We start from the raw sequence: 16,363 nt of genomic DNA, 5'->3' as shown, positions 1-16,363 counted from the left end.
GCGAATATTTTGCGAAACAAACGCAAGAGTAACCCGACTGCCGTTCCTATTTTTCGAAGCGGTCGCCGCTCTCTGGTTTGCGTCAGGCTATGAAGCAAAGGGAAAGGTAGGAGTTCAAAGAGGAAGGGAAACCGTAGGTGTCCCTTCCTTTTTGCCCCCGCGGCGGGTGCCGCAACGCCCCGCGGCGGGCGCCGCAACGTTCCCGCCGTCCGCAGACGGCGAATCCCCCCTCGCTGAATCTCAGCGAAAAACTCCCCGCCCGTTAGGGGCGAACACGCTTACGCAGTTCGCGTCCCCCGCTCAGCCGGTGCAGAAAAGGAGCCGCCCTGTCAGGGCGAACCCGCCTGCGGCAGTTCGAGTGCCCCGCTCAGCCGGTGCAGAAAAGGAGCCGCCCCGTCAGGGCGAACACGCTGACGCAGTTCGAGCACCCCGGTTACTCGGTGCAGAAAAAATTTCTCAAAAATTTTTAAAAAAGTTGACCATTCACGGTCAATTTTCGCCTCCATCCGGCATAGGGTTGAAGGAGGTGACGCAATGATGAACATTGCATTCAAACAGGCGCACAGCGGCAACTACCGCCGAGCCGCGCGCGGAAAGGAGGATATCCGCTATCTGGTGATTCACTTTACGGCGAACGACGGCGATACCGCGAAAAATAACGCGGATTACTTCGCTCGGGCGGAGATTTCGACCTCAGCGCACTATTTTGTGGACGAAAACGAGGTCTGGCAGTCGGTCCGCGACGCGGATATCGCATGGCACTGCGGCACGCGCGGCACCTATTTTCATCCGTACTGCCGCAACGCGAACAGTATCGGCATTGAGCTGTGCAGCCGCAAAAACGGCGAGAAATTCTACTTTATGCCCGAGACCGTGCGCCGAGCACAGACGCTTGTGCGAGGTTTGATGACAAAGTACGGTATTCCGCTCGAAAATGTTGTGCGCCACTACGATGTTACGCACAAAAACTGTCCTGCGCCGTTCGTCGAGAGTGCATCCGCGTGGACAGCATTCAAGCAGGGGTTACAGAAAAAGGAGGAACCTGACATGACCGAAGCCGAGGTAAAGAAGATCATCGAGAGCACCCGCAGGACGTACAACAGCGTTTCCGCCGTTCCCGCGTGGGCGAAGCCGACTGTCGAGAAGCTGACGCGCAAGGGCTGGCTGCTTGGCGACGAGCACGGAAAACTCGACCTGACCGAAGAGCTGCTCCGCACGCTGGTTATCAACGACCGCGCCGGAATCTACGGCGAATAAGCGCAAAAGAGGCTGTAAATTAAATTTACAGCCTCTTTTTGTTACTTTGTGTTTTGATAGGTCAGACCCTTTTTTCGGATGATAAGCAACTGGATATAGTACGATGCCGCAAGGAATACCGCTGCGAATGTCCACGCGGCCGCATCCGTGTAGAACAGACCGCGCTCGCCGATGGCCTTGGTCAGCAGCAGCGATGCACCCACACGGCCTGCGAACTCGGTCAGACCGGAGAGCATGGGCGCGGTCGTAAATCCCATGCCCTGCAGAGCCGAGCGGTAGGTGTGCAGCACATAGGCGGACAGCAAAAACGTGCTCATGACGACCAGATAATCGTACGCGACCGACAGCGCCTCGGCAGCGTTGGCAGCATCCGCGGAGATGAACAGGGCGACAACATGACGGCCGAACAGGATCATGCCCGCCGCCAGCAGCGCGGAAAAGCTGAGCGCCAGCACAAGCGTCGAGCGGACACCCATCCGCACGCGGTCAAGCCGGTTTGCGCCCCAGTTCTGGCCGGTGTAGGTCGAGGCGGCGTAGCCGAACGCGGACGCGGAGCAGTCCATCAGACCGTGCAGCTTGTTGGTCGCGGTGAAGCCCGCGAGGAACACAAAGCCGCAGGTGTTGATAACCGCCTGCATGATGATGCCGCTGATGACGATGACGAAATGCTGCAGCGCGAGCGGCAGACCAAGATGGCACAGCCGCCGGATCACACTGCCGTTCGGCTGCCAGTCCGGCTTTTCGACGGACACATCCGGGATTTTCCGCAGCGCATTGACGCAGTACGCGAATGCAAACAGCTGCGCGAGCAGCGTCGCGGCGGCAGCGCCCGGAATGCCCCAGCCGAAGCGGATAACGAACAGCAGATCGAGCACAATGTTCAGACATCCGGCAGTAAACATGGCAATAAGCGGACTTTTTCCGTCTCCGAGTGCGCGGAGAATCGCCGCGGCCATGTTGTATGCCATCGTGATGAGCGTGCCCGCATACATCATGGTTAAATAAATGTGCGCACCGTCATAGATGTTCTCGGGTGTGTCCAGCAGGTGCAGCAGCCAGCCTGCCGAGGACACAAACACCACGGTCAGCAGGATGCCGACTGCCGCGCACAGCAGCACGGACATGGTGATGGCCTTGCGCAGTCCCTTCTTATCGTTTGAGCCGAAGGTCTGCGACACGAGCACGGAAAAGCCCTGCGTCATGGCCTGCACGGTCCACAGCACCAGCCAGTACAGCCAGTCGGTCGCGCCGAGTGCGGCCAGCGCCTCCACACCGACACCGCGCCCGACGATGGACGCATCTGCGACTGTGTACAGCTGCTGACCGACATTTGTCAAAATCAGCGGTACGGCCAGTCCGAGAATGAGTTTTGTCGGACGGCCGACGGTCATATTTGTCTCTCTGCTCATACAGTCTCCTTACTTTGCCAGTTCGTACATTGCCGCCGCGATGATTTCCGCGTTCTGCAGCACGCGCTCGATCTCCATGTACTCGTCCGGCTTGTGCTCGCGCACCTCATCGCCGGGGAAGATCGGGCCGAATGCGACAAGGTTCGGCATGGACTTGGCATAGGTGCCGCCGCCGATGCTCTTCAGCTCCGCCTTCTCGCCGGTCTGCTCCTCATATACCTTGGACAGTCTGCGGATGAGTTCGCTTTCGGGCGGCATGTAAATGGCCGCCGCGTGCGTCAGCTCGGTTTCGGTAAAGCCGCCGAGCGTGAAGCCGCGCGACAGACGCGGGTATACGCGCTCGTATTTCAGGGTGACCGGGTAGCGCACCGAGAAAACGAGCGACAGCGTTTCCTGCTCAAATTTTGCCACGCCGAGGTTGAGCGTCAGCGGGCCGGACAGCTCATCGCGCATGGCGAGACCGAGGGACTCACCGTGTACCTCCATGCCGATGCGCTCTGCCACAAATGCCATGCAGTCGCCAAGCTCGCCGGTCAGCGGCAGCTGATTGAGTGCCTGCGCCAGCCGTCCGATGGCATTTTCGCCCTGCTCCGGGGTCGAGCCGTGAACGGCAATGCCCTCGGCTTCCACGCGGATGCCGCCCTCGATCGGCGTGACGATTACCTTGTCCGCCGAGATTTTGGCAGCCGCGTCCGCCGGACACTGCAGCTCCGCCGCCGCATACGCCGGAGAGATGTTGGAGGCGGCACCGCCCTCGAACTTTGTCAGGCGGTAATCGCCGGTCTGGTGCAGCTTTCGGCTGTAAGTGCCGTTGAGAATGCCCTTTTCGCCGTTGATGATCGGGTATTCGCCGTCCGGCGTGAAGCCGTACACCGGCAGTTCGCCGCCATGCGAAACGTACCACGACATATCGCCGCAGCCGGTTTCCTCGTTGGTGCCGAACAGCAGACGGATGCGCTTGGAGGGGGAAAATCCGGCATCCTTGAGCGCCGCCAGCGCGTAGATGGCCGCCACCATCGGGCCCTTGTCGTCCATCGTGCCGCGTCCGTAAATACGGCCGTTTTTGATCTCGCCGGAAAACGGCTCGGTCTCGGTCCAGCCGTCGCCGGCGGGCACAACGTCCAGATGACCGAGCACAGCCACCATTTCCTCGCCCTCGCCGTACTCGCACCAGCCGACGCGGTCGTCCATATTGCCGGTCCGGAAGCCCAGCTTTTCGCAGAGCGCAAGCGCTTCGTGCAGCGCACGAGCAGGCTCGCGGCCGAACGGCGCATGCTCCTCCGGCACGCCTTCTACGCTCGGGATGCGCACGAGCGCGGCAAGACTTTCCAGCAGTTCGTCCGCGTGCGCACGGATGTAGGGTTTGCAGTTCATAACAAAAACCTCCTTAACAGGGTGGATTATTCATCGGATTGGGGATGGTTGAGCACAAAATGGCTCTTTTTGTATGCGATAAGTCCGTCGCGCTGCATGCGGCTCAGCTCGGCGGACAGCGCACTGCGGTCGACGCCGAGGTAGTCGGCCAGCTGCTGACGGTCGAACGGAATGTCGAACGTGTCCGAGCCGTGCTGCACCGCCTGTGCGGACAGGTACGACAGCAGCTTGCCGCGCATGGATTTCGGACTTGTGTGGAAGATTTTTCGCGTCAAAAGCAGGTTTTTCTGCGCGGTGACGTCCAGAAGGTTGCGTAAAAGCACACTGTGCGCGCTGTCCTGCGCGGCAGAGGAGAGCAGTGTTTCGCTCGGCAGGAACAGCACCTCGGACGGCTCGTCCGCCACCGCGGAGACCATCATGGGTGTGCCGGGGACGCAGGCGTACGTTTCAGCGAATACCGAACCGGGCGTAATGTGATCGAGCAGCATCTTGTGGCCCCATGCGTCGCAGCGCTCGATATTCACGCCGCCCGAGAGCAGAATACACAGCGCATGCGCGGTATCGCCGACGCGGTAAATCGGCTGAAATTTGTCAAATTCACGCGTGCAGGCGTGCAGACGGCGCAAAAGCGGGGATAACTCTGCGGTTTCAATGCCGCGGAACAGATCACAGCGCGCAAGGATGGACAGGTTCATATTTCCTCCTGTTTTGTTGTAGGGACAACATACTTTGCCTTCTCAGTATAGTAAGATATGAGCGTAAAGTCAAGCGGGGGACTCGAACCGCGCGGCAGCTTTTTCAGCACCGGCTGAGCGGGGTGCGCGAACTGCGTTAGCGTGTTCGCCCTATCCGGGCGGCTTCTTTTCTGCACCGGAAAGCCGGGGCACACGAACTGCGTCAGCGTGTTCGCCCTTTCCGGGCGGGGAGTTTTTCGCTGAACCTCAGCGGGGGATTCGCCGTCTGCGGACGGCGGGAACGTGCCGCGCCCCGCGGCGGGGGCAAAAAGGAAGGACAACCTGCGGTTTTCCTTCCTCTTTGAACTCCTACCTTTCCCTGGCTTCCTAATCTGGCGCAGATTGCCAACATGTGACCGCTTCGAAATGGGGGAACGGCAGAGGATTTTTTCTCTGCTACGGACGAACTACCTTCGGAGTCCGTCCTCTTGAGTAACCTATTCGCAGGGTTAGATACCGTTCTGCTACACAGGTCGGCTACTTCCAGCAGGCGCAACATAACAGTGTTGCGCAATCCGTTAGTCTGGAGTTTACGCACGGCACCTGCGAATGTAGGCGTTCGGTAGCATTTATCTTCGTAGGTGCTGTCTATCATAACGCGCTTACGAATTGCGCGGCACGGTTATGCCGCGCCTGCGTAGAGGAAACCACCTGTGTAGCAGTAATCTATCTGTGAACTACAAATATTTTACGAAAGACACGCTGCGGCAGCCCGACTGCCGTTCCCCCTATTTCGCAGCGGTCACATGTCGGCAATCTGCGCCAGACTCTCCGAGGGAAAAGGGGAGATTCACAAGAGGGTGGAAAACCGCAGGTTGTCTACCCTCTTGTGCCCCCGCCGGGTAGGCGGCCCCAGCGGAACCATCTCAAGACAAGAAACAGGATATATAAGGAGAAAACACTATGATTCGCAAAATTATCGAAATCGACAAAGAAAAATGCAACGGCTGCGGCCTGTGCGCCCACGCCTGCCACGAGGGCGCTATCGGCATGGTGGACGGCAAGGCCACTCTGCTCCGCGACGACTACTGCGACGGCCTCGGCAACTGCCTGCCGGTATGCCCGACCGGCGCCATCTCGTTCGTCGAGCGCGAAGCCGCCGCTTACGACGAAGCCGCCGTGCAGGCCAATATGCAGGCAAAATCTCAGCCGCACACCGGATGCCCGGGCAGCATGGCGCGGAGCATTGAACACGCCCCGGTCAATCAGCCGGCCTCGTTCATTCCGATGCCGAGCCAGCTGCGCCAGTGGCCGGTGCAGATCAAGCTCGTGCCGGTGAATGCGCCTTATTTTGACGGCGCAAACCTGCTCATCGCGGCAGACTGCACCGCTTACGCGTACGCAAACTTCCATCAGGATTTTATCCGGGGGAAGGTAACGCTCGTCGGCTGTCCCAAGCTGGATGATGTGGATTACAGCGAGAAGCTGACCGAAATCCTCCGTCAGAACAATATCAAAAGCGTAACCGTTGTCCGCATGGAGGTGCCGTGCTGCGGCGGACTGGAATACGCCGTCCGCACTGCGCTGCAGAACTGCGGCAAGCTGCTGCCGTGGCAGGTGAAGACCATCTCCATCAAGGGCGAACTGCTGGACGACTGACCGATTTTACTGATTTGCATTTGCAATTTTCGTTCAAAACGTGTAAAATAAAAAGGTAACACCACATAATTGGACAAGAGTGATTTGTGAGTAAAGTTTGTGTTCTGACGCGGCACGGTTTCGCAGCAATACTTGATGTATTGCAGGAAATCGTAACAAAGTCAGAGTGCAAAATTTCCACAAAGCACCGCAGTCAAATTGTGTGGTGGTGCCTTTGGAATGACACCGCGCAACGCGGTATGTAGGAGCGAAAATTCATGGCAGTCACTTTGGCAGAGATCGCTGCGCTGGCGGGCGTTTCACGCGGCACGGTGGATCGGGCACTTAACGACAGAGGACGCGTCGATCCCAAGGTTGCGGCACGCGTGCGCCGCATTGCGGCAGAGCGAGGCTACCGCCCGAACCGTGCGGGACGCATGCTGGCACGCGCGAAAAACCCGATCAGGATCGGCGTGATCGTCCAGTCGGTCGAGACCATGTTCATGCACACGGTATTTGAGGAGATCGAACGCGCATCGGCGCACTTTACCACCACCGGCGCAGAGGTCCTCGTGCGGCCGCTTGAGGGCATCGATGCACAGCAGCAGCTGGACGTGATCGACGAGCTGCTCGAGGCGGGCGTGCAGGGCATCGCGCTTTCTCCGGCGGAGGACGAGCGGATACGCGCCCGTATTCAGGAGCTGTCCGGGCGCATGCCGGTCGTTACCTTCAACTCGGATCTGCCGGACTCGGGCCGCCTGTGCTATGTCGGCGTGGACAATTTCGCGTGCGGACGCATGAGCGCCGGTCTGATGGACCTGCTGCTCGCCGGTCACGGGGAAGTCCTGTTGGTTGCCGGTCAGGAAAACAACTGGTCACATCAGCAGCGTGTGGACGGCTTTCAGACCGAGGCTGCCGCAAATTTCCCCGGTTTGAGCCTGCTGCCGCCGCAGACCTGCGGTGACGATCAGCAGCTGGCGCATGATATTGTGTGCCGCGCCGTGAAGGAGCATCCGTCGCTGCGCGGTGTGTACGTTTCGGTAAACGGTCAGCTCGGCGCGTGCGACGCGCTGCGTGAACTGGGTTTACAGGGCAAGGTGCACCTGATCTGCCACGACTTGATTCCGGCAAATACGGAGAATGTCCGCCGCGGACTCATCGACTTCCTGATCGATCAGGATGCCGCCCTGCAGGGGGCACGTCCGATCGAGCTGCTCATGGACTACCTGCTGGCAGGCGAAAAGCCGGAGACCGACCGCATTCTTGCGTGCATTGATATCCGCAACCGCTACAACGTGTGAGGTGCGCGATGAAAGAGGTTTTGCGGCTCGATCACGGCGTTTTGACACATTTTCCGGCACCGGCCGGACGGAATAAGCCTGCGCTCATCCTGTGCCCGGGCGGCGGCTACGAATACTGCTCCATCCGGGAGGGCGCACCGGTCGCGCGTGCATTCGCGCGGGACGGCGTGGAAGCGTTCGTGCTCGAGTACGACTGCACGGAGGTGCCGCTTGGCGTGAAGCCGCTGCACACGCTGTCCGCGGCTGTCGCCTGGGTGAGAGAACACGCGGCACAGCTCGGCATCGCGGCCGACCGCATTGCGGTCGGCGGATTTTCGGCGGGCGCCCATCTGGCAGGACTGCTGGCGGCGACGTGGCACGACACAGACTGGTTTCCTGCGGGCACGGATTTGCAGGCGCACCGACCGAATGCGGCGGTGCTGTGCTATCCGGTGGTCTCGGCGGGAGTGTATGCGCATCGCGGCAGCTTTGTGCGTCTGGCAGGCGAAAATGCTGCGGAACAGCAGAGGTTTTCGCTCGAAACGCTGGTTTCCGCGCGCATGCCGCGTACATTTTTGTGGCACACCCTGACGGACGCGACCGTTCCGGTCGAGAACACGCTGCTGCTCGAGGCGGCTTTGCGCCGAGAGAACATCAGCCACGAGCTGCACCTGTTCCCGCACGGCGTGCACGGACTCGCGCTCGCGGATTTGGAGACCGCCGACCCGGTAAGAGGGCGCGTACCCGACCGGCATATCAACCGGTGGCAGACGCTCTGCGCGGAATGGCTGAAGGAGGAATAACAATGCAGATTCGACACGCCCGGCCGGAGGATCTTCCGGCGATGCAGGAAATTTTTGCGGACGCGCGGGCGTTTATGCGCGAAAACGGCAATCCCGATCAGTGGGGAGACAGATTCCCGACGCAGGAAATGCTGGACAAGGATCTTGCGCTGCACCGCAGCTACGTCTGCGAGGACAACGGCAAAATCGCAGCGACCTTTGCGTTTACGACCGACGGCGAGCCGACCTATCGCGTCATTCGCGGCGGCGCCTGGCTGGACGATGCGCCGTACGGCGTTGTTCACCGTATCGCGGCGGCAAAGGGCACGCACGGCGCGGCTTCGTTCTGCATGAACTGGTGCATGGAGCAGTGCGGCAACATCCGCATCGACACGCACGCGAACAACAAGCCCATGCAGGGTCTGCTGAACAAGCTCGGCTATACCTATTGCGGTGTCATTGAGTTGGAAAACGGGCGCGGAGAACGTCTGGCGTTCCAGAAACGAGTAGAAAAGTAAGTAAGAAACAGCAAACGGCATACCGGAGAGAATCTCCCGGTGTGCCGTTTTTATTTTCGGATTTTGATAAAATTAAAGGTTGACTTTAATATAATTTAATATTATAATGAAGTCACAATGAAAGGAAGTGAGAGCCGTGGCAATCGAGGTAATGCCGGAGTGGCTTGCATCGCTGGACGAGGAGGACGTGTCGTTCATCAAAAAATTCGTGCTGGCGTCGGGTTCGCTCAAGGAGGTCGCGGGCATTTACGGCGTGACCTACCCGACCGTGCGCCTGCGTCTGGACCGTCTGATCCAGAAGATCAGGCTTGGCGAGCAGGCGGACGAGGAGCCGTATATCGCGCTCATCAAGCGTCTTGCGGTCAAGGACAAGCTGGATTTTGACACGGCGAAGCTGCTCATCAACGAGTACAAAAAGCTGAGAGAGGGGAACAAATCATGATGATTGCAACGGTTTCTACAATTATTTCGCTGATTTTTCTGATCGCGTTTGTCGCGGCAATGATTATTTTGCAGGTCTATCTTTCCAGACGGGAGAGCAAAGTGCCGGGACTGGTACTGCCTGCCATCACGTTTTCGGGGGAGCTGTTCATCCTGCTGAACGTGGTGACGAATGTGGTGATGACCTCGGTGGCTGACAATGCGGTTGGCGGAGTGGATTCGTATGACGTGTTCGTGACGGTGCTCAACACGGTGCTGACGCTGCTCGTTATCTCCATGCCGACCATCGTGATGCTGGTGATCTACTTCCTCTGCCGCAGAGGGATGAACCGCAAAAAGCAGATCGAGAAGATGAATATTCAGGATTTGTGAGTTTTTCGCTTACTTTAAGCGAGGGGATTCGCCGTCTGCGGACGGCGGGGATTTGCCGCGCCCCGCGGCGGGGAGTGCGCTGACGCCGCGCGGGCGTACAAGAGGGTAGACAACCTGCGGTTTTCCACCCTCTTGTAAATCTCCCCTTTTCCCTTGGAGGGCACGGTGGTGATGGGAGAACTGAGACTATAAAGGAACGGCAGAGGATTTTTTCTACCGTAGGGGAGCACAGTGTGCTCCCATTTCTTTACCTATTCGCAGTGTCAGATACCGTTCTGCTACACATATGGTTTACTCTACGCAGGGCGCGGCATAACCGTGCCGCGCAATTCTTTAGCGCGTTATGATAGATAGGGTCTGCGAAGATAAATTGTACTAAACGCTTAATTCGCAGGTGCCGTGCGTTACAACGTGCCAAAGAGTTGCGCGACACTGTTATGTCGCGCCTGCGTAGAGTAACTCGCCTGTGTAGCAGTATGCTATCTGTGAACTGCGAAAAGGTGGAGAGAGCCACGCAACGGTAACCCGACTGCCGTTCCTCTTTTCGAAGCGGTCGCCGGTCTCTGGTCTGCGCCAGATTAGGAAGCAAGGGAAAGGTAGGAGTTCAAAGAGGAAGGAAAACCGCAGGTTGTCCTTCCTTTTTGCCCCCGCCGCGGGCGCGGCGAATCCCCGCGCTCCGCAGAGCGCAGCTCCCCGCTGAGGTTCAGCGAAAAACTCCCCGCCCGTCAGGGGCGAACCCGCCTGCGGCAGTTCGTGTACCCCGGTCAGCCGATGCAGAAAAGGAGCCGCCCGTCAGGGGCGAACCCGCCTGCGGCAGTTCGTGTGCCCCGGTCAGCCGATGCAGAAAAGGAGCCGCCCGTCAGGGTCGAACCCGCCTGCGGCAGTTCGCGTGCCCCGGTCAGCCGGCGCAGAAAAGGAGCCGCCCGGATAGGGCGAACCCGCCTGCGGCAGTTCGTGTGCCCTGGTCACCTTGTGTCGAGAAAAGAAAAGCACCGCAGAATTGCTTCCACGGTGCTCAAAGTATGCACTTTTACTCAAATCGCAGCAGCGTATCGACATCCTTACGCGCCGGAGCCTGCGGGTCCTGTGCCGGATGACCGAGTGCGATGAGCGCAGCCACTTCCTGACCCTCGGGGATTTCCACGACCTTGGCAACCTCGGCGGGATCGTAAATGCCCATGATGACCGTGCCGAGACCGAGCGCATGCGCGGACAGGCAGAAGGTCTGTGCGGCGATGCCCGCATCAAAGGACTGCCAGTGAGTGGCAAGCGGGGTACTGAACGAGCCGTCGCGCTCGTAGCCGGAGCGCTCCTTGATCATGGTCAGCACGACCAGCGCCGGTGCGCCGTGGGTGGTCTTCTGGTTGTAGGCAAAACCGAGCATGCAGTTGTCGGCCAGCTTGTCCTTCTTTTCCTTGTCGGTCACAACGATGTAGCGCGCGATCTGCGTATTCTTCCAGCTCGGCGCAAAGGCGGCAGCTTCAACGATCTGACGAACCTCGTCCTCGGTCACAGGCTGCTCGGTGAACTTGCGGATGCTTCGGCGGGTTTTGATACATTCCAGTGCTTCCATGAGAATATCTTCCTTTTTAGAGTATGTTTGACTTTATTATAGCAGAGCGGAAAAGCAAGTGCAAGTTAATTATCCGCCATTACCTTAATATAGTAGCGGCGATGGCGCGGACCGTCGAACTCGCAGAAATACACGCCCTGCCAGATGCCGAGGAGGGGCTTGCCGTCCTCGATGAGCACGGTCTGGCTCGGGCCGACATAGCTGCACTTGAGGTGCGCGGTCGAATTGCCCTCGGCATGCCGGAACTCGCGTCGGTCGGGAAACGCCTCGCGCAGACCGAGCAGCAGGTCGTGCTGCACATCCGGGTCGGCGTTTTCGTTGATGGTGATACCGGCGGTCGTGTGCGGACAGTACACCACGGCAAGACCGCTCTGCACACCGCTCTCGCGGATGACTTCACGCAGTCTGGCGGTGATATTGTACATGCCCTCGTGATCGGTCGAGATGGAAAATTCCCTGGTTTTCATGCTCATTCTCCTCGGCTTTCGTGCAGATAGGTCGCTTCCAGATCGGAAAGGTGCAGCTTTACGGCAAGCGGGTACTTCTCGAACGCGTGCGCGAGTGCGAAGCTGCCGCCCTTGACCGATTCGTCAAAGCCGCCCATGTGCCAGCGCACGGCGATCGCTTCCTCGGTGCGCAGCCGCATGAACCGCTCGATCAGGAACACGGATTTTTCGCCGTGACCGTACGGAAACTGGTCGTCTACTGCGTAAACCGGCACCTTTTCCCACTCGCCGCGGTCGTTTTTGCGGTTGCGGAGCTCGGTCTTGTAGAAACCGGCCTTGCACAGATCGTGCAGGAGCGAAACGATGGTGTAGCTTTCCAGATCGTCGGTTTCGGGATTGAAATGCTTGGAGATCAGCACGTTGTACACGTTGAGTGAGTGGTCGAGCAGACCGCCCTCATACGCAGCGTGGAACCGCGTGGACGCAGGAGCCGTGAAGAAATCCGTGCCCTCGAGCCACGCAAGCAGCTTTTCCGCGCCCGGACGATGGATGTTTTTGTTGTAGGTTTCGATGAAAATCTCTTTATTTGACATGTTGTTCCTCCATTCGGGTGCGGGCAAGCCGCAGAAGCGTATCCCGCCGATTGTCGGTCTGACCGTCTATCACGGCATCCAGCAGGGCGTGCAGCATTTCACCGACCGGCCTGCCGCGCAGACCAAGCGCCTGTAAATCGGTTCCGTTTACGGCAAGCTGCCGCAGCGAGAAGCATTGCTCCTGCGCGAGTACGCGGTTCAGCAGCGCTTCGGTCTCAAACAGCTGCGCCACATAGTCGCGGCTGGTGCCCTGACCGACCGCATCGCCTTTTTTGATCGCCAGCAGGTCGCGGAACCGCGCCTCTCCGATGCGCGACAGGCTGCGCCGCACCAGCTTTTCGTTGTCACCGAGCGGTGTGTCGTGCCGCTCGACCAGCAGGAGAATGCGTTCGGTGTCCGTGCTCGAGAACCGCAGCCGCGGCAGGAGCTCGCGCGACAGCGCAAGGCTCGCCCTGGGATGTCCCCGGAAATGCCCGATGCCTTGCTCGTCCACGGTCTTGCAGGCGGGCTTGCCGCTGTCGTGCAGCAGCATCGCCCACCGGAGCACCGGCTCGGCCGGCACCTGACCGACCGCGCGCACGGTGTGCTCCCACACATCGTACAGGTGGTGCGGATTCTGCTGCTGACAGCCCTGCATGGGCGCAAGCTCGGGCAGGGCAGAGGTGATAAGGTCGGCATAAGCCATCAGTGTGCGCTGCACATAGCGGCCGCACAGCAGACCGGTCAGCTCCTCACGGATGCGCTCGGCGGCAATGCAGTCCAGGCGATGCACCTGCCGCCGCATGGCAGCGGCGGTTTCCGGCTCGATGGCAAAACCCAGCTTGGATGCGAAGCGCAGTCCGCGCAGGATGCGCAGCGCGTCCTCCTGAAATCGGGTGTCTGCATCACCGACAGCACGCAGAATGCCGTTTTTGAGGTCGGTTTGCCCACCAAACGGGTCGCACAGACCGCGTTCCGGGTGCCACGCCATCGCACCGACCGTGAAATCCCGGCGGGCCAGATCCTCACGGATGTCGGTGACAAAGCGCACGCCGTCCGGATGCCGCCCGTCCGAGTAGCCGCCCTCCGTGCGGTAGGTGGTAATCTCGAGCGGGCCGCCGTCCGTGAGTACGGTCAGCGTGCCGTGCCTGAGTCCGGTCGTGAGCACACGCGCGTCCGCGAACACAGCCTGCATCTCCGCCGGAGAGGCGGACGTACACAGATCCCAGTCGTGCGGCTCTGCGCCGCGCAGGCTGTCGCGCACACAGCCGCCGACCGCCCACGCCTCAAATCCGGCACGCTCTAATCGCCGGATGGCGTGCGCCGCGTGTTCGGGCAACCGCATCACTTTTTGTCCTGCTTCAGCTTGTACGAGCTGCCGTCCGGATTGATAACCACCGTGTTGTCCAGTTGTGCCTTCAGGCTCTTGCGGAAATCGGCAACGTATTCCGCACGGAGTTCCTGCTGTTCCTTCTTTTCTGCGTCGGTCAGTCCTTCGGTCTTGGCCTTTTTGGCAAGCGCGTTGATGCGTGCAATTTTTTCGTCTGTCATATTGCAAAATCTCCTTGATTATCCTTATACTATCTTTATATTATATCAAATTTCTATCCGGAATTAAAGTCTTTTGCGCACCCGCAGCAGCCGTTTACGGTTATACCGCTGAATCCACGCGAACGGCAGGTTCGCCAGCTGAATCGCAAGCGCAATGACCGCATACCGGATGAGCCACGCCGTCCGGTCGGCGCTCAGCAGACAAAAAACGAGCGATACCCAGCCGAGCACGCCAATCACATAATGAATCACCTCCGCACGGCAGGTGATGAACAGAAAACGGTCGAGGTATGCCGTATCCCGCCCGGATTTGAGGTGCCGCTTGTCAAATTCGGGATTAAACTGCGGCAGCCGGTCCTTCCATTTCGGCAGACCGATCTTGCGGAAAACCCGCATTTCCCAGTCAGAAACCGTGAAAAAACGCCGGTTTGGGTCGAACCACCGCGTCTGCACATCCTTCGGCAGAGCGCAGAATACGCCAGCCGTACCGAAATGCAGTCCGACCCAGAACGCTGTATTCAGCAGGGTAATGAGCAGATCCTTCATGCGGTTTGCCTCCCTTCGTACTGCCTCTATCATACCATGATATCGCCGTTTGTTCAACCGAACTGCCTTGACCGACAGGCTTCTGCATGCTACAATAAGTGGAGATTCTTCTACGTTAAATCATAGTAAAGAGGTAGTCTATATGAAAATCGAAACAAAATGCCTGCATGAAGGCTACAAGCCGGAAAACGGCGGTCCGGGCGTCATGCCGATCGTGCAGTCCACCACTTACCGCTTTGACTCGACCGCAAAGATCGCGTCCCTGTTCGATATGCCGACAGAGTGCATCTACTCGCGCTTTGCCAACCCGACCTGCGACGCGGTAGAGAAGAAGATCGCGTCCCTTGAGGGCGGCGTCGGCGCGATGCTGACTTCCTCGGGTCAGGCGGCATCCCTGCTGTCCATCCTCAATCTGTGCTCGGCAGGCGACAGCTTCATCGCGGCTTCCACCATCTACGGCGGCACGATCAACCTGTTCGGCGTAACGCTCAAAAAGCTCGGCATCGAGTGCATCTGGGCGGATGCAGAGGCGAGCGAGGAGGAAGTGCAGAAGCTGTTCAAGCCCAACACCAAGGCGGTGTTCGGTGAGACGCTCGCCAATCCTGCGCTGACCGTGTTCGACATTGAAAAGTGGGCGAACATCGCGCACAAGAACAACGTGCCGCTCATCGTGGACAACACGTTCGCAACGCCGGTGCTGTGCCGACCGATCGAATGGGGTGCGGATATTGTCATCCACTCGACCACCAAGTACATGGACGGCCATGCCGTACAGGGCGGCGGCGTGATCGTGGACGGCGGCAAGTTTGACTGGGCGGCATCGGGCAAGTTCCCGGATTTCACCGAGCCGGACGAAAGCTACCACGGCGTGGTCTACACCCGCGAGTTCGGCGCGATGGCATACATCATCAAGGCGCGTATGCAGCTCATGCGCGACTTCGGCTGCTATCCGGCGGCGCACTCGGCGTTCCTGCTCAACCTCGGTCTGGAGACCCTTCCGGTGCGTATGCGCCAGTACTGCGAGAACGCGCTGACCGTTGCCAAGTTCCTCGAGTCGAGCGACAAGATCGCATCCGTTCGCTATCCCGCACTGCCGGGCAACGAGCACTACGAGCGAGCACAGAAGTACCTGCCGCTGGGCACCTCCGGCGTTATGTCCATCGACATCAAGGGCGGCCGCGCTCCGGCGATGAAGTTCATGGACAGCCTCAAGCTGGCGTGCAATGAGGTTCATGTTGCCGACATCCGCACCTGCGTGCTGCATCCGGCGTCCGAAACCCACCGTCAGCTGACCGACGAGCAGCTGGTTGCCGCAGGCATTGAGCCGGGCATGGTGCGTATTTCGGTCGGTCTGGAGAATGTTGAGGACATTATCGCTGATTTGGAACAGGCGCTTAACCAGATTTAATCATTTTACAGCAAAACAGGGTGTGTCAACGGACATGCCCTGTTCTTTCAGGAGGAAACTATGCGTATTCGCTCTATCGAGGCATCCGACCGCGAATTCTTTATCGACCGCTGCCATGCGTTCTACAAAACGCCTGCCTGCGACCACGAAATCCCGCAGCAGAACGCCGAACGCACGTTTGAGCTGCTCCTGCACGGCACGCCGTATGCGGACTGCCTGATTGCCGAGGACGAGAACGGACAGCCGTGCGCGTACTGTCTGCTGGCGCTCACCTGGTCGAATGAGGCGGGCGGTCTGTGCGTCTGGCTGGAGGAGATCATGGTGGATGACGAGCAGCGCGGCAAGGGCATCGGCAGCAGGATTATTGCCGCGGTGCACGAAAAGTACAACACGGCCGCGCGGTATCGTCTGGAGGTAACGGAAAGCAACGTGCGGGCAAGTGCCCTCTATCACATGCTCGGCTTTGAGGATTTGGAGTACAGGCAGATGATACTGGACACGCCGCCGCTCGGCTAAGCAGAT

18 protein-coding genes are annotated in these 16,363 nt (G+C 59.2%); 9 read left to right on the top strand and 9 right to left on the bottom strand.

The window, feature by feature from the left end; translation table 11 throughout:
- The first annotated feature begins 534 nt into the window (after positions 1–534).
- A complete protein-coding gene (locus DW088_RS07405; protein WP_243029822.1) occupies positions 535–1,257 on the top strand; it encodes a peptidoglycan recognition protein family protein in 723 nt (240 codons plus the stop codon).
- Positions 1,258–1,298: 41 nt separating this feature from the next.
- Here DW088_RS07405 and DW088_RS07400 read toward each other — a convergent pair whose 3' ends face one another.
- Genes DW088_RS07400 through DW088_RS07390 form a run of 3 tightly spaced genes read right to left on the bottom strand, consistent with a single transcriptional unit; the run spans position 1,299 to position 4,735 of the window.
- On the bottom strand, positions 1,299–2,666 hold the full coding sequence (locus DW088_RS07400) for an MATE family efflux transporter (protein ID WP_118360238.1): 1,368 nt from the start codon (positions 2,664–2,666) through the stop codon (positions 1,299–1,301).
- Between the two features lie 9 nt (positions 2,667–2,675).
- Entirely contained in the window at positions 2,676–4,040 is a 1,365-nt protein-coding gene (gene pepV, locus DW088_RS07395) for a dipeptidase PepV (protein ID WP_118360237.1), read from the bottom strand.
- 26 nt (positions 4,041–4,066) lie between these two features.
- Positions 4,067–4,735 carry a Crp/Fnr family transcriptional regulator gene (locus DW088_RS07390; RefSeq protein ID WP_118360236.1) on the bottom strand — a complete coding sequence of 223 codons (669 nt, stop codon included), beginning with the start codon at positions 4,733–4,735 and terminating at the stop codon, positions 4,067–4,069.
- A 942-nt stretch (positions 4,736–5,677) separates the two neighbouring features.
- Here DW088_RS07390 and DW088_RS07380 point away from each other — a divergent pair.
- The 6 genes from DW088_RS07380 (at position 5,678) to DW088_RS07355 (ending at position 9,745) form a co-directional block, all read left to right on the top strand.
- Entirely contained in the window at positions 5,678–6,373 is a 696-nt protein-coding gene (locus tag DW088_RS07380) for a 4Fe-4S binding protein (protein WP_118285109.1), read from the top strand.
- 257 nt (positions 6,374–6,630) lie between these two features.
- Positions 6,631–7,653 (top strand): LacI family DNA-binding transcriptional regulator, encoded by a 1,023-nt coding sequence (locus DW088_RS07375; protein ID WP_118360234.1) that lies wholly within the window; start codon positions 6,631–6,633, stop codon positions 7,651–7,653.
- A gap of 8 nt (positions 7,654–7,661) precedes the next feature.
- Positions 7,662–8,435, top strand: a complete 774-nt coding sequence (locus DW088_RS07370) for an alpha/beta hydrolase (protein ID WP_118360233.1) — start codon at positions 7,662–7,664, stop codon at positions 8,433–8,435.
- A 2-nt stretch (positions 8,436–8,437) separates the two neighbouring features.
- The gene (locus tag DW088_RS07365) at positions 8,438–8,932 is read left to right on the top strand and encodes a GNAT family N-acetyltransferase (RefSeq protein ID WP_117492463.1); all 495 of its coding nucleotides are present in this window, start codon (positions 8,438–8,440) and stop codon (positions 8,930–8,932) included.
- A 136-nt stretch (positions 8,933–9,068) separates the two neighbouring features.
- Entirely contained in the window at positions 9,069–9,374 is a 306-nt protein-coding gene (locus tag DW088_RS07360; protein ID WP_116704792.1) for a DUF2089 family protein, read from the top strand.
- The gene (locus tag DW088_RS07355) at positions 9,371–9,745 is read left to right on the top strand and encodes a hypothetical protein (protein WP_118360232.1); all 375 of its coding nucleotides are present in this window, start codon (positions 9,371–9,373) and stop codon (positions 9,743–9,745) included. The genes DW088_RS07360 and DW088_RS07355 overlap by 4 nt, the downstream gene beginning before the upstream one ends.
- Positions 9,746–10,775: 1,030 nt before the next feature.
- On the opposite strand, the gene DW088_RS07350 is transcribed toward DW088_RS07355, so the two are convergent.
- From DW088_RS07350 to DW088_RS07325, 6 genes are all read right to left on the bottom strand, one after another.
- On the bottom strand, positions 10,776–11,318 hold the full coding sequence (locus DW088_RS07350) for a nitroreductase family protein (protein ID WP_118360231.1): 543 nt from the start codon (positions 11,316–11,318) through the stop codon (positions 10,776–10,778).
- Between the two features lie 65 nt (positions 11,319–11,383).
- On the bottom strand, positions 11,384–11,785 hold the full coding sequence (locus DW088_RS07345; RefSeq protein WP_118360230.1) for a secondary thiamine-phosphate synthase enzyme YjbQ: 402 nt from the start codon (positions 11,783–11,785) through the stop codon (positions 11,384–11,386).
- A 2-nt stretch (positions 11,786–11,787) separates the two neighbouring features.
- Entirely contained in the window at positions 11,788–12,357 is a 570-nt protein-coding gene (locus DW088_RS07340; protein ID WP_110437317.1) for a hydrolase, read from the bottom strand.
- A complete protein-coding gene (locus DW088_RS07335) occupies positions 12,347–13,681 on the bottom strand; it encodes a CCA tRNA nucleotidyltransferase (protein ID WP_118360229.1) in 1,335 nt (444 codons plus the stop codon). The genes DW088_RS07340 and DW088_RS07335 overlap by 11 nt, the downstream gene beginning before the upstream one ends.
- Positions 13,681–13,887 carry a DUF896 domain-containing protein gene (locus DW088_RS07330; RefSeq protein ID WP_116704796.1) on the bottom strand — a complete coding sequence of 69 codons (207 nt, stop codon included), beginning with the start codon at positions 13,885–13,887 and terminating at the stop codon, positions 13,681–13,683. The genes DW088_RS07335 and DW088_RS07330 overlap by 1 nt, the downstream gene beginning before the upstream one ends.
- A gap of 63 nt (positions 13,888–13,950) precedes the next feature.
- Complete coding sequence (locus tag DW088_RS07325; RefSeq protein ID WP_118360228.1) at positions 13,951–14,433, bottom strand: hypothetical protein; 483 nt, start codon at positions 14,431–14,433, stop codon at positions 13,951–13,953.
- 142 nt (positions 14,434–14,575) lie between these two features.
- On the opposite strand from DW088_RS07325, the gene DW088_RS07320 reads away from it, so the two are divergent.
- Both DW088_RS07320 and DW088_RS07315 read left to right on the top strand, forming a co-directional pair.
- The gene (locus DW088_RS07320; RefSeq protein WP_118360227.1) at positions 14,576–15,841 is read left to right on the top strand and encodes an O-acetylhomoserine aminocarboxypropyltransferase/cysteine synthase family protein; all 1,266 of its coding nucleotides are present in this window, start codon (positions 14,576–14,578) and stop codon (positions 15,839–15,841) included.
- A 60-nt stretch (positions 15,842–15,901) separates the two neighbouring features.
- Positions 15,902–16,357 carry a GNAT family N-acetyltransferase gene (locus tag DW088_RS07315; RefSeq protein WP_118285100.1) on the top strand — a complete coding sequence of 152 codons (456 nt, stop codon included), beginning with the start codon at positions 15,902–15,904 and terminating at the stop codon, positions 16,355–16,357.
- The last annotated feature ends 6 nt before the right edge of the window (positions 16,358–16,363 follow it).

The organism is Butyricicoccus sp. AM05-1, assembly GCF_003474415.1.
GTDB classification, from domain to species: domain Bacteria; phylum Bacillota; class Clostridia; order Oscillospirales; family Butyricicoccaceae; genus Agathobaculum; species Agathobaculum butyriciproducens.
This window is presented reverse-complemented; position numbering and strand designations above follow the sequence as displayed.

What these genes read in the sequence shown, in the direction of transcription:
- DW088_RS07405 (WP_243029822.1), top strand. Translation starts at nt 535, where the DNA reads ATGATGAACATTGCATTCAAACAGGCGCACAGCGGCAACTACCGCCGA.
- DW088_RS07400 (WP_118360238.1), bottom strand. Translation starts at nt 2,666, where the DNA reads ATGAGCAGAGAGACAAATATGACCGTCGGCCGTCCGACAAAACTCATT.
- pepV (WP_118360237.1), bottom strand. Translation starts at nt 4,040, where the DNA reads ATGAACTGCAAACCCTACATCCGTGCGCACGCGGACGAACTGCTGGAA.
- DW088_RS07390 (WP_118360236.1), bottom strand. Translation starts at nt 4,735, where the DNA reads ATGAACCTGTCCATCCTTGCGCGCTGTGATCTGTTCCGCGGCATTGAA.
- DW088_RS07380 (WP_118285109.1), top strand. Translation starts at nt 5,678, where the DNA reads ATGATTCGCAAAATTATCGAAATCGACAAAGAAAAATGCAACGGCTGC.
- DW088_RS07375 (WP_118360234.1), top strand. Translation starts at nt 6,631, where the DNA reads ATGGCAGTCACTTTGGCAGAGATCGCTGCGCTGGCGGGCGTTTCACGC.
- DW088_RS07370 (WP_118360233.1), top strand. Translation starts at nt 7,662, where the DNA reads ATGAAAGAGGTTTTGCGGCTCGATCACGGCGTTTTGACACATTTTCCG.
- DW088_RS07365 (WP_117492463.1), top strand. Translation starts at nt 8,438, where the DNA reads ATGCAGATTCGACACGCCCGGCCGGAGGATCTTCCGGCGATGCAGGAA.
- DW088_RS07355 (WP_118360232.1), top strand. Translation starts at nt 9,371, where the DNA reads ATGATGATTGCAACGGTTTCTACAATTATTTCGCTGATTTTTCTGATC.
- DW088_RS07350 (WP_118360231.1), bottom strand. Translation starts at nt 11,318, where the DNA reads ATGGAAGCACTGGAATGTATCAAAACCCGCCGAAGCATCCGCAAGTTC.
- DW088_RS07345 (WP_118360230.1), bottom strand. Translation starts at nt 11,785, where the DNA reads ATGAAAACCAGGGAATTTTCCATCTCGACCGATCACGAGGGCATGTAC.
- DW088_RS07340 (WP_110437317.1), bottom strand. Translation starts at nt 12,357, where the DNA reads ATGTCAAATAAAGAGATTTTCATCGAAACCTACAACAAAAACATCCAT.
- DW088_RS07335 (WP_118360229.1), bottom strand. Translation starts at nt 13,681, where the DNA reads ATGCGGTTGCCCGAACACGCGGCGCACGCCATCCGGCGATTAGAGCGT.
- DW088_RS07330 (WP_116704796.1), bottom strand. Translation starts at nt 13,887, where the DNA reads ATGACAGACGAAAAAATTGCACGCATCAACGCGCTTGCCAAAAAGGCC.
- DW088_RS07325 (WP_118360228.1), bottom strand. Translation starts at nt 14,433, where the DNA reads ATGAAGGATCTGCTCATTACCCTGCTGAATACAGCGTTCTGGGTCGGA.
- DW088_RS07320 (WP_118360227.1), top strand. Translation starts at nt 14,576, where the DNA reads ATGAAAATCGAAACAAAATGCCTGCATGAAGGCTACAAGCCGGAAAAC.
- DW088_RS07315 (WP_118285100.1), top strand. Translation starts at nt 15,902, where the DNA reads ATGCGTATTCGCTCTATCGAGGCATCCGACCGCGAATTCTTTATCGAC.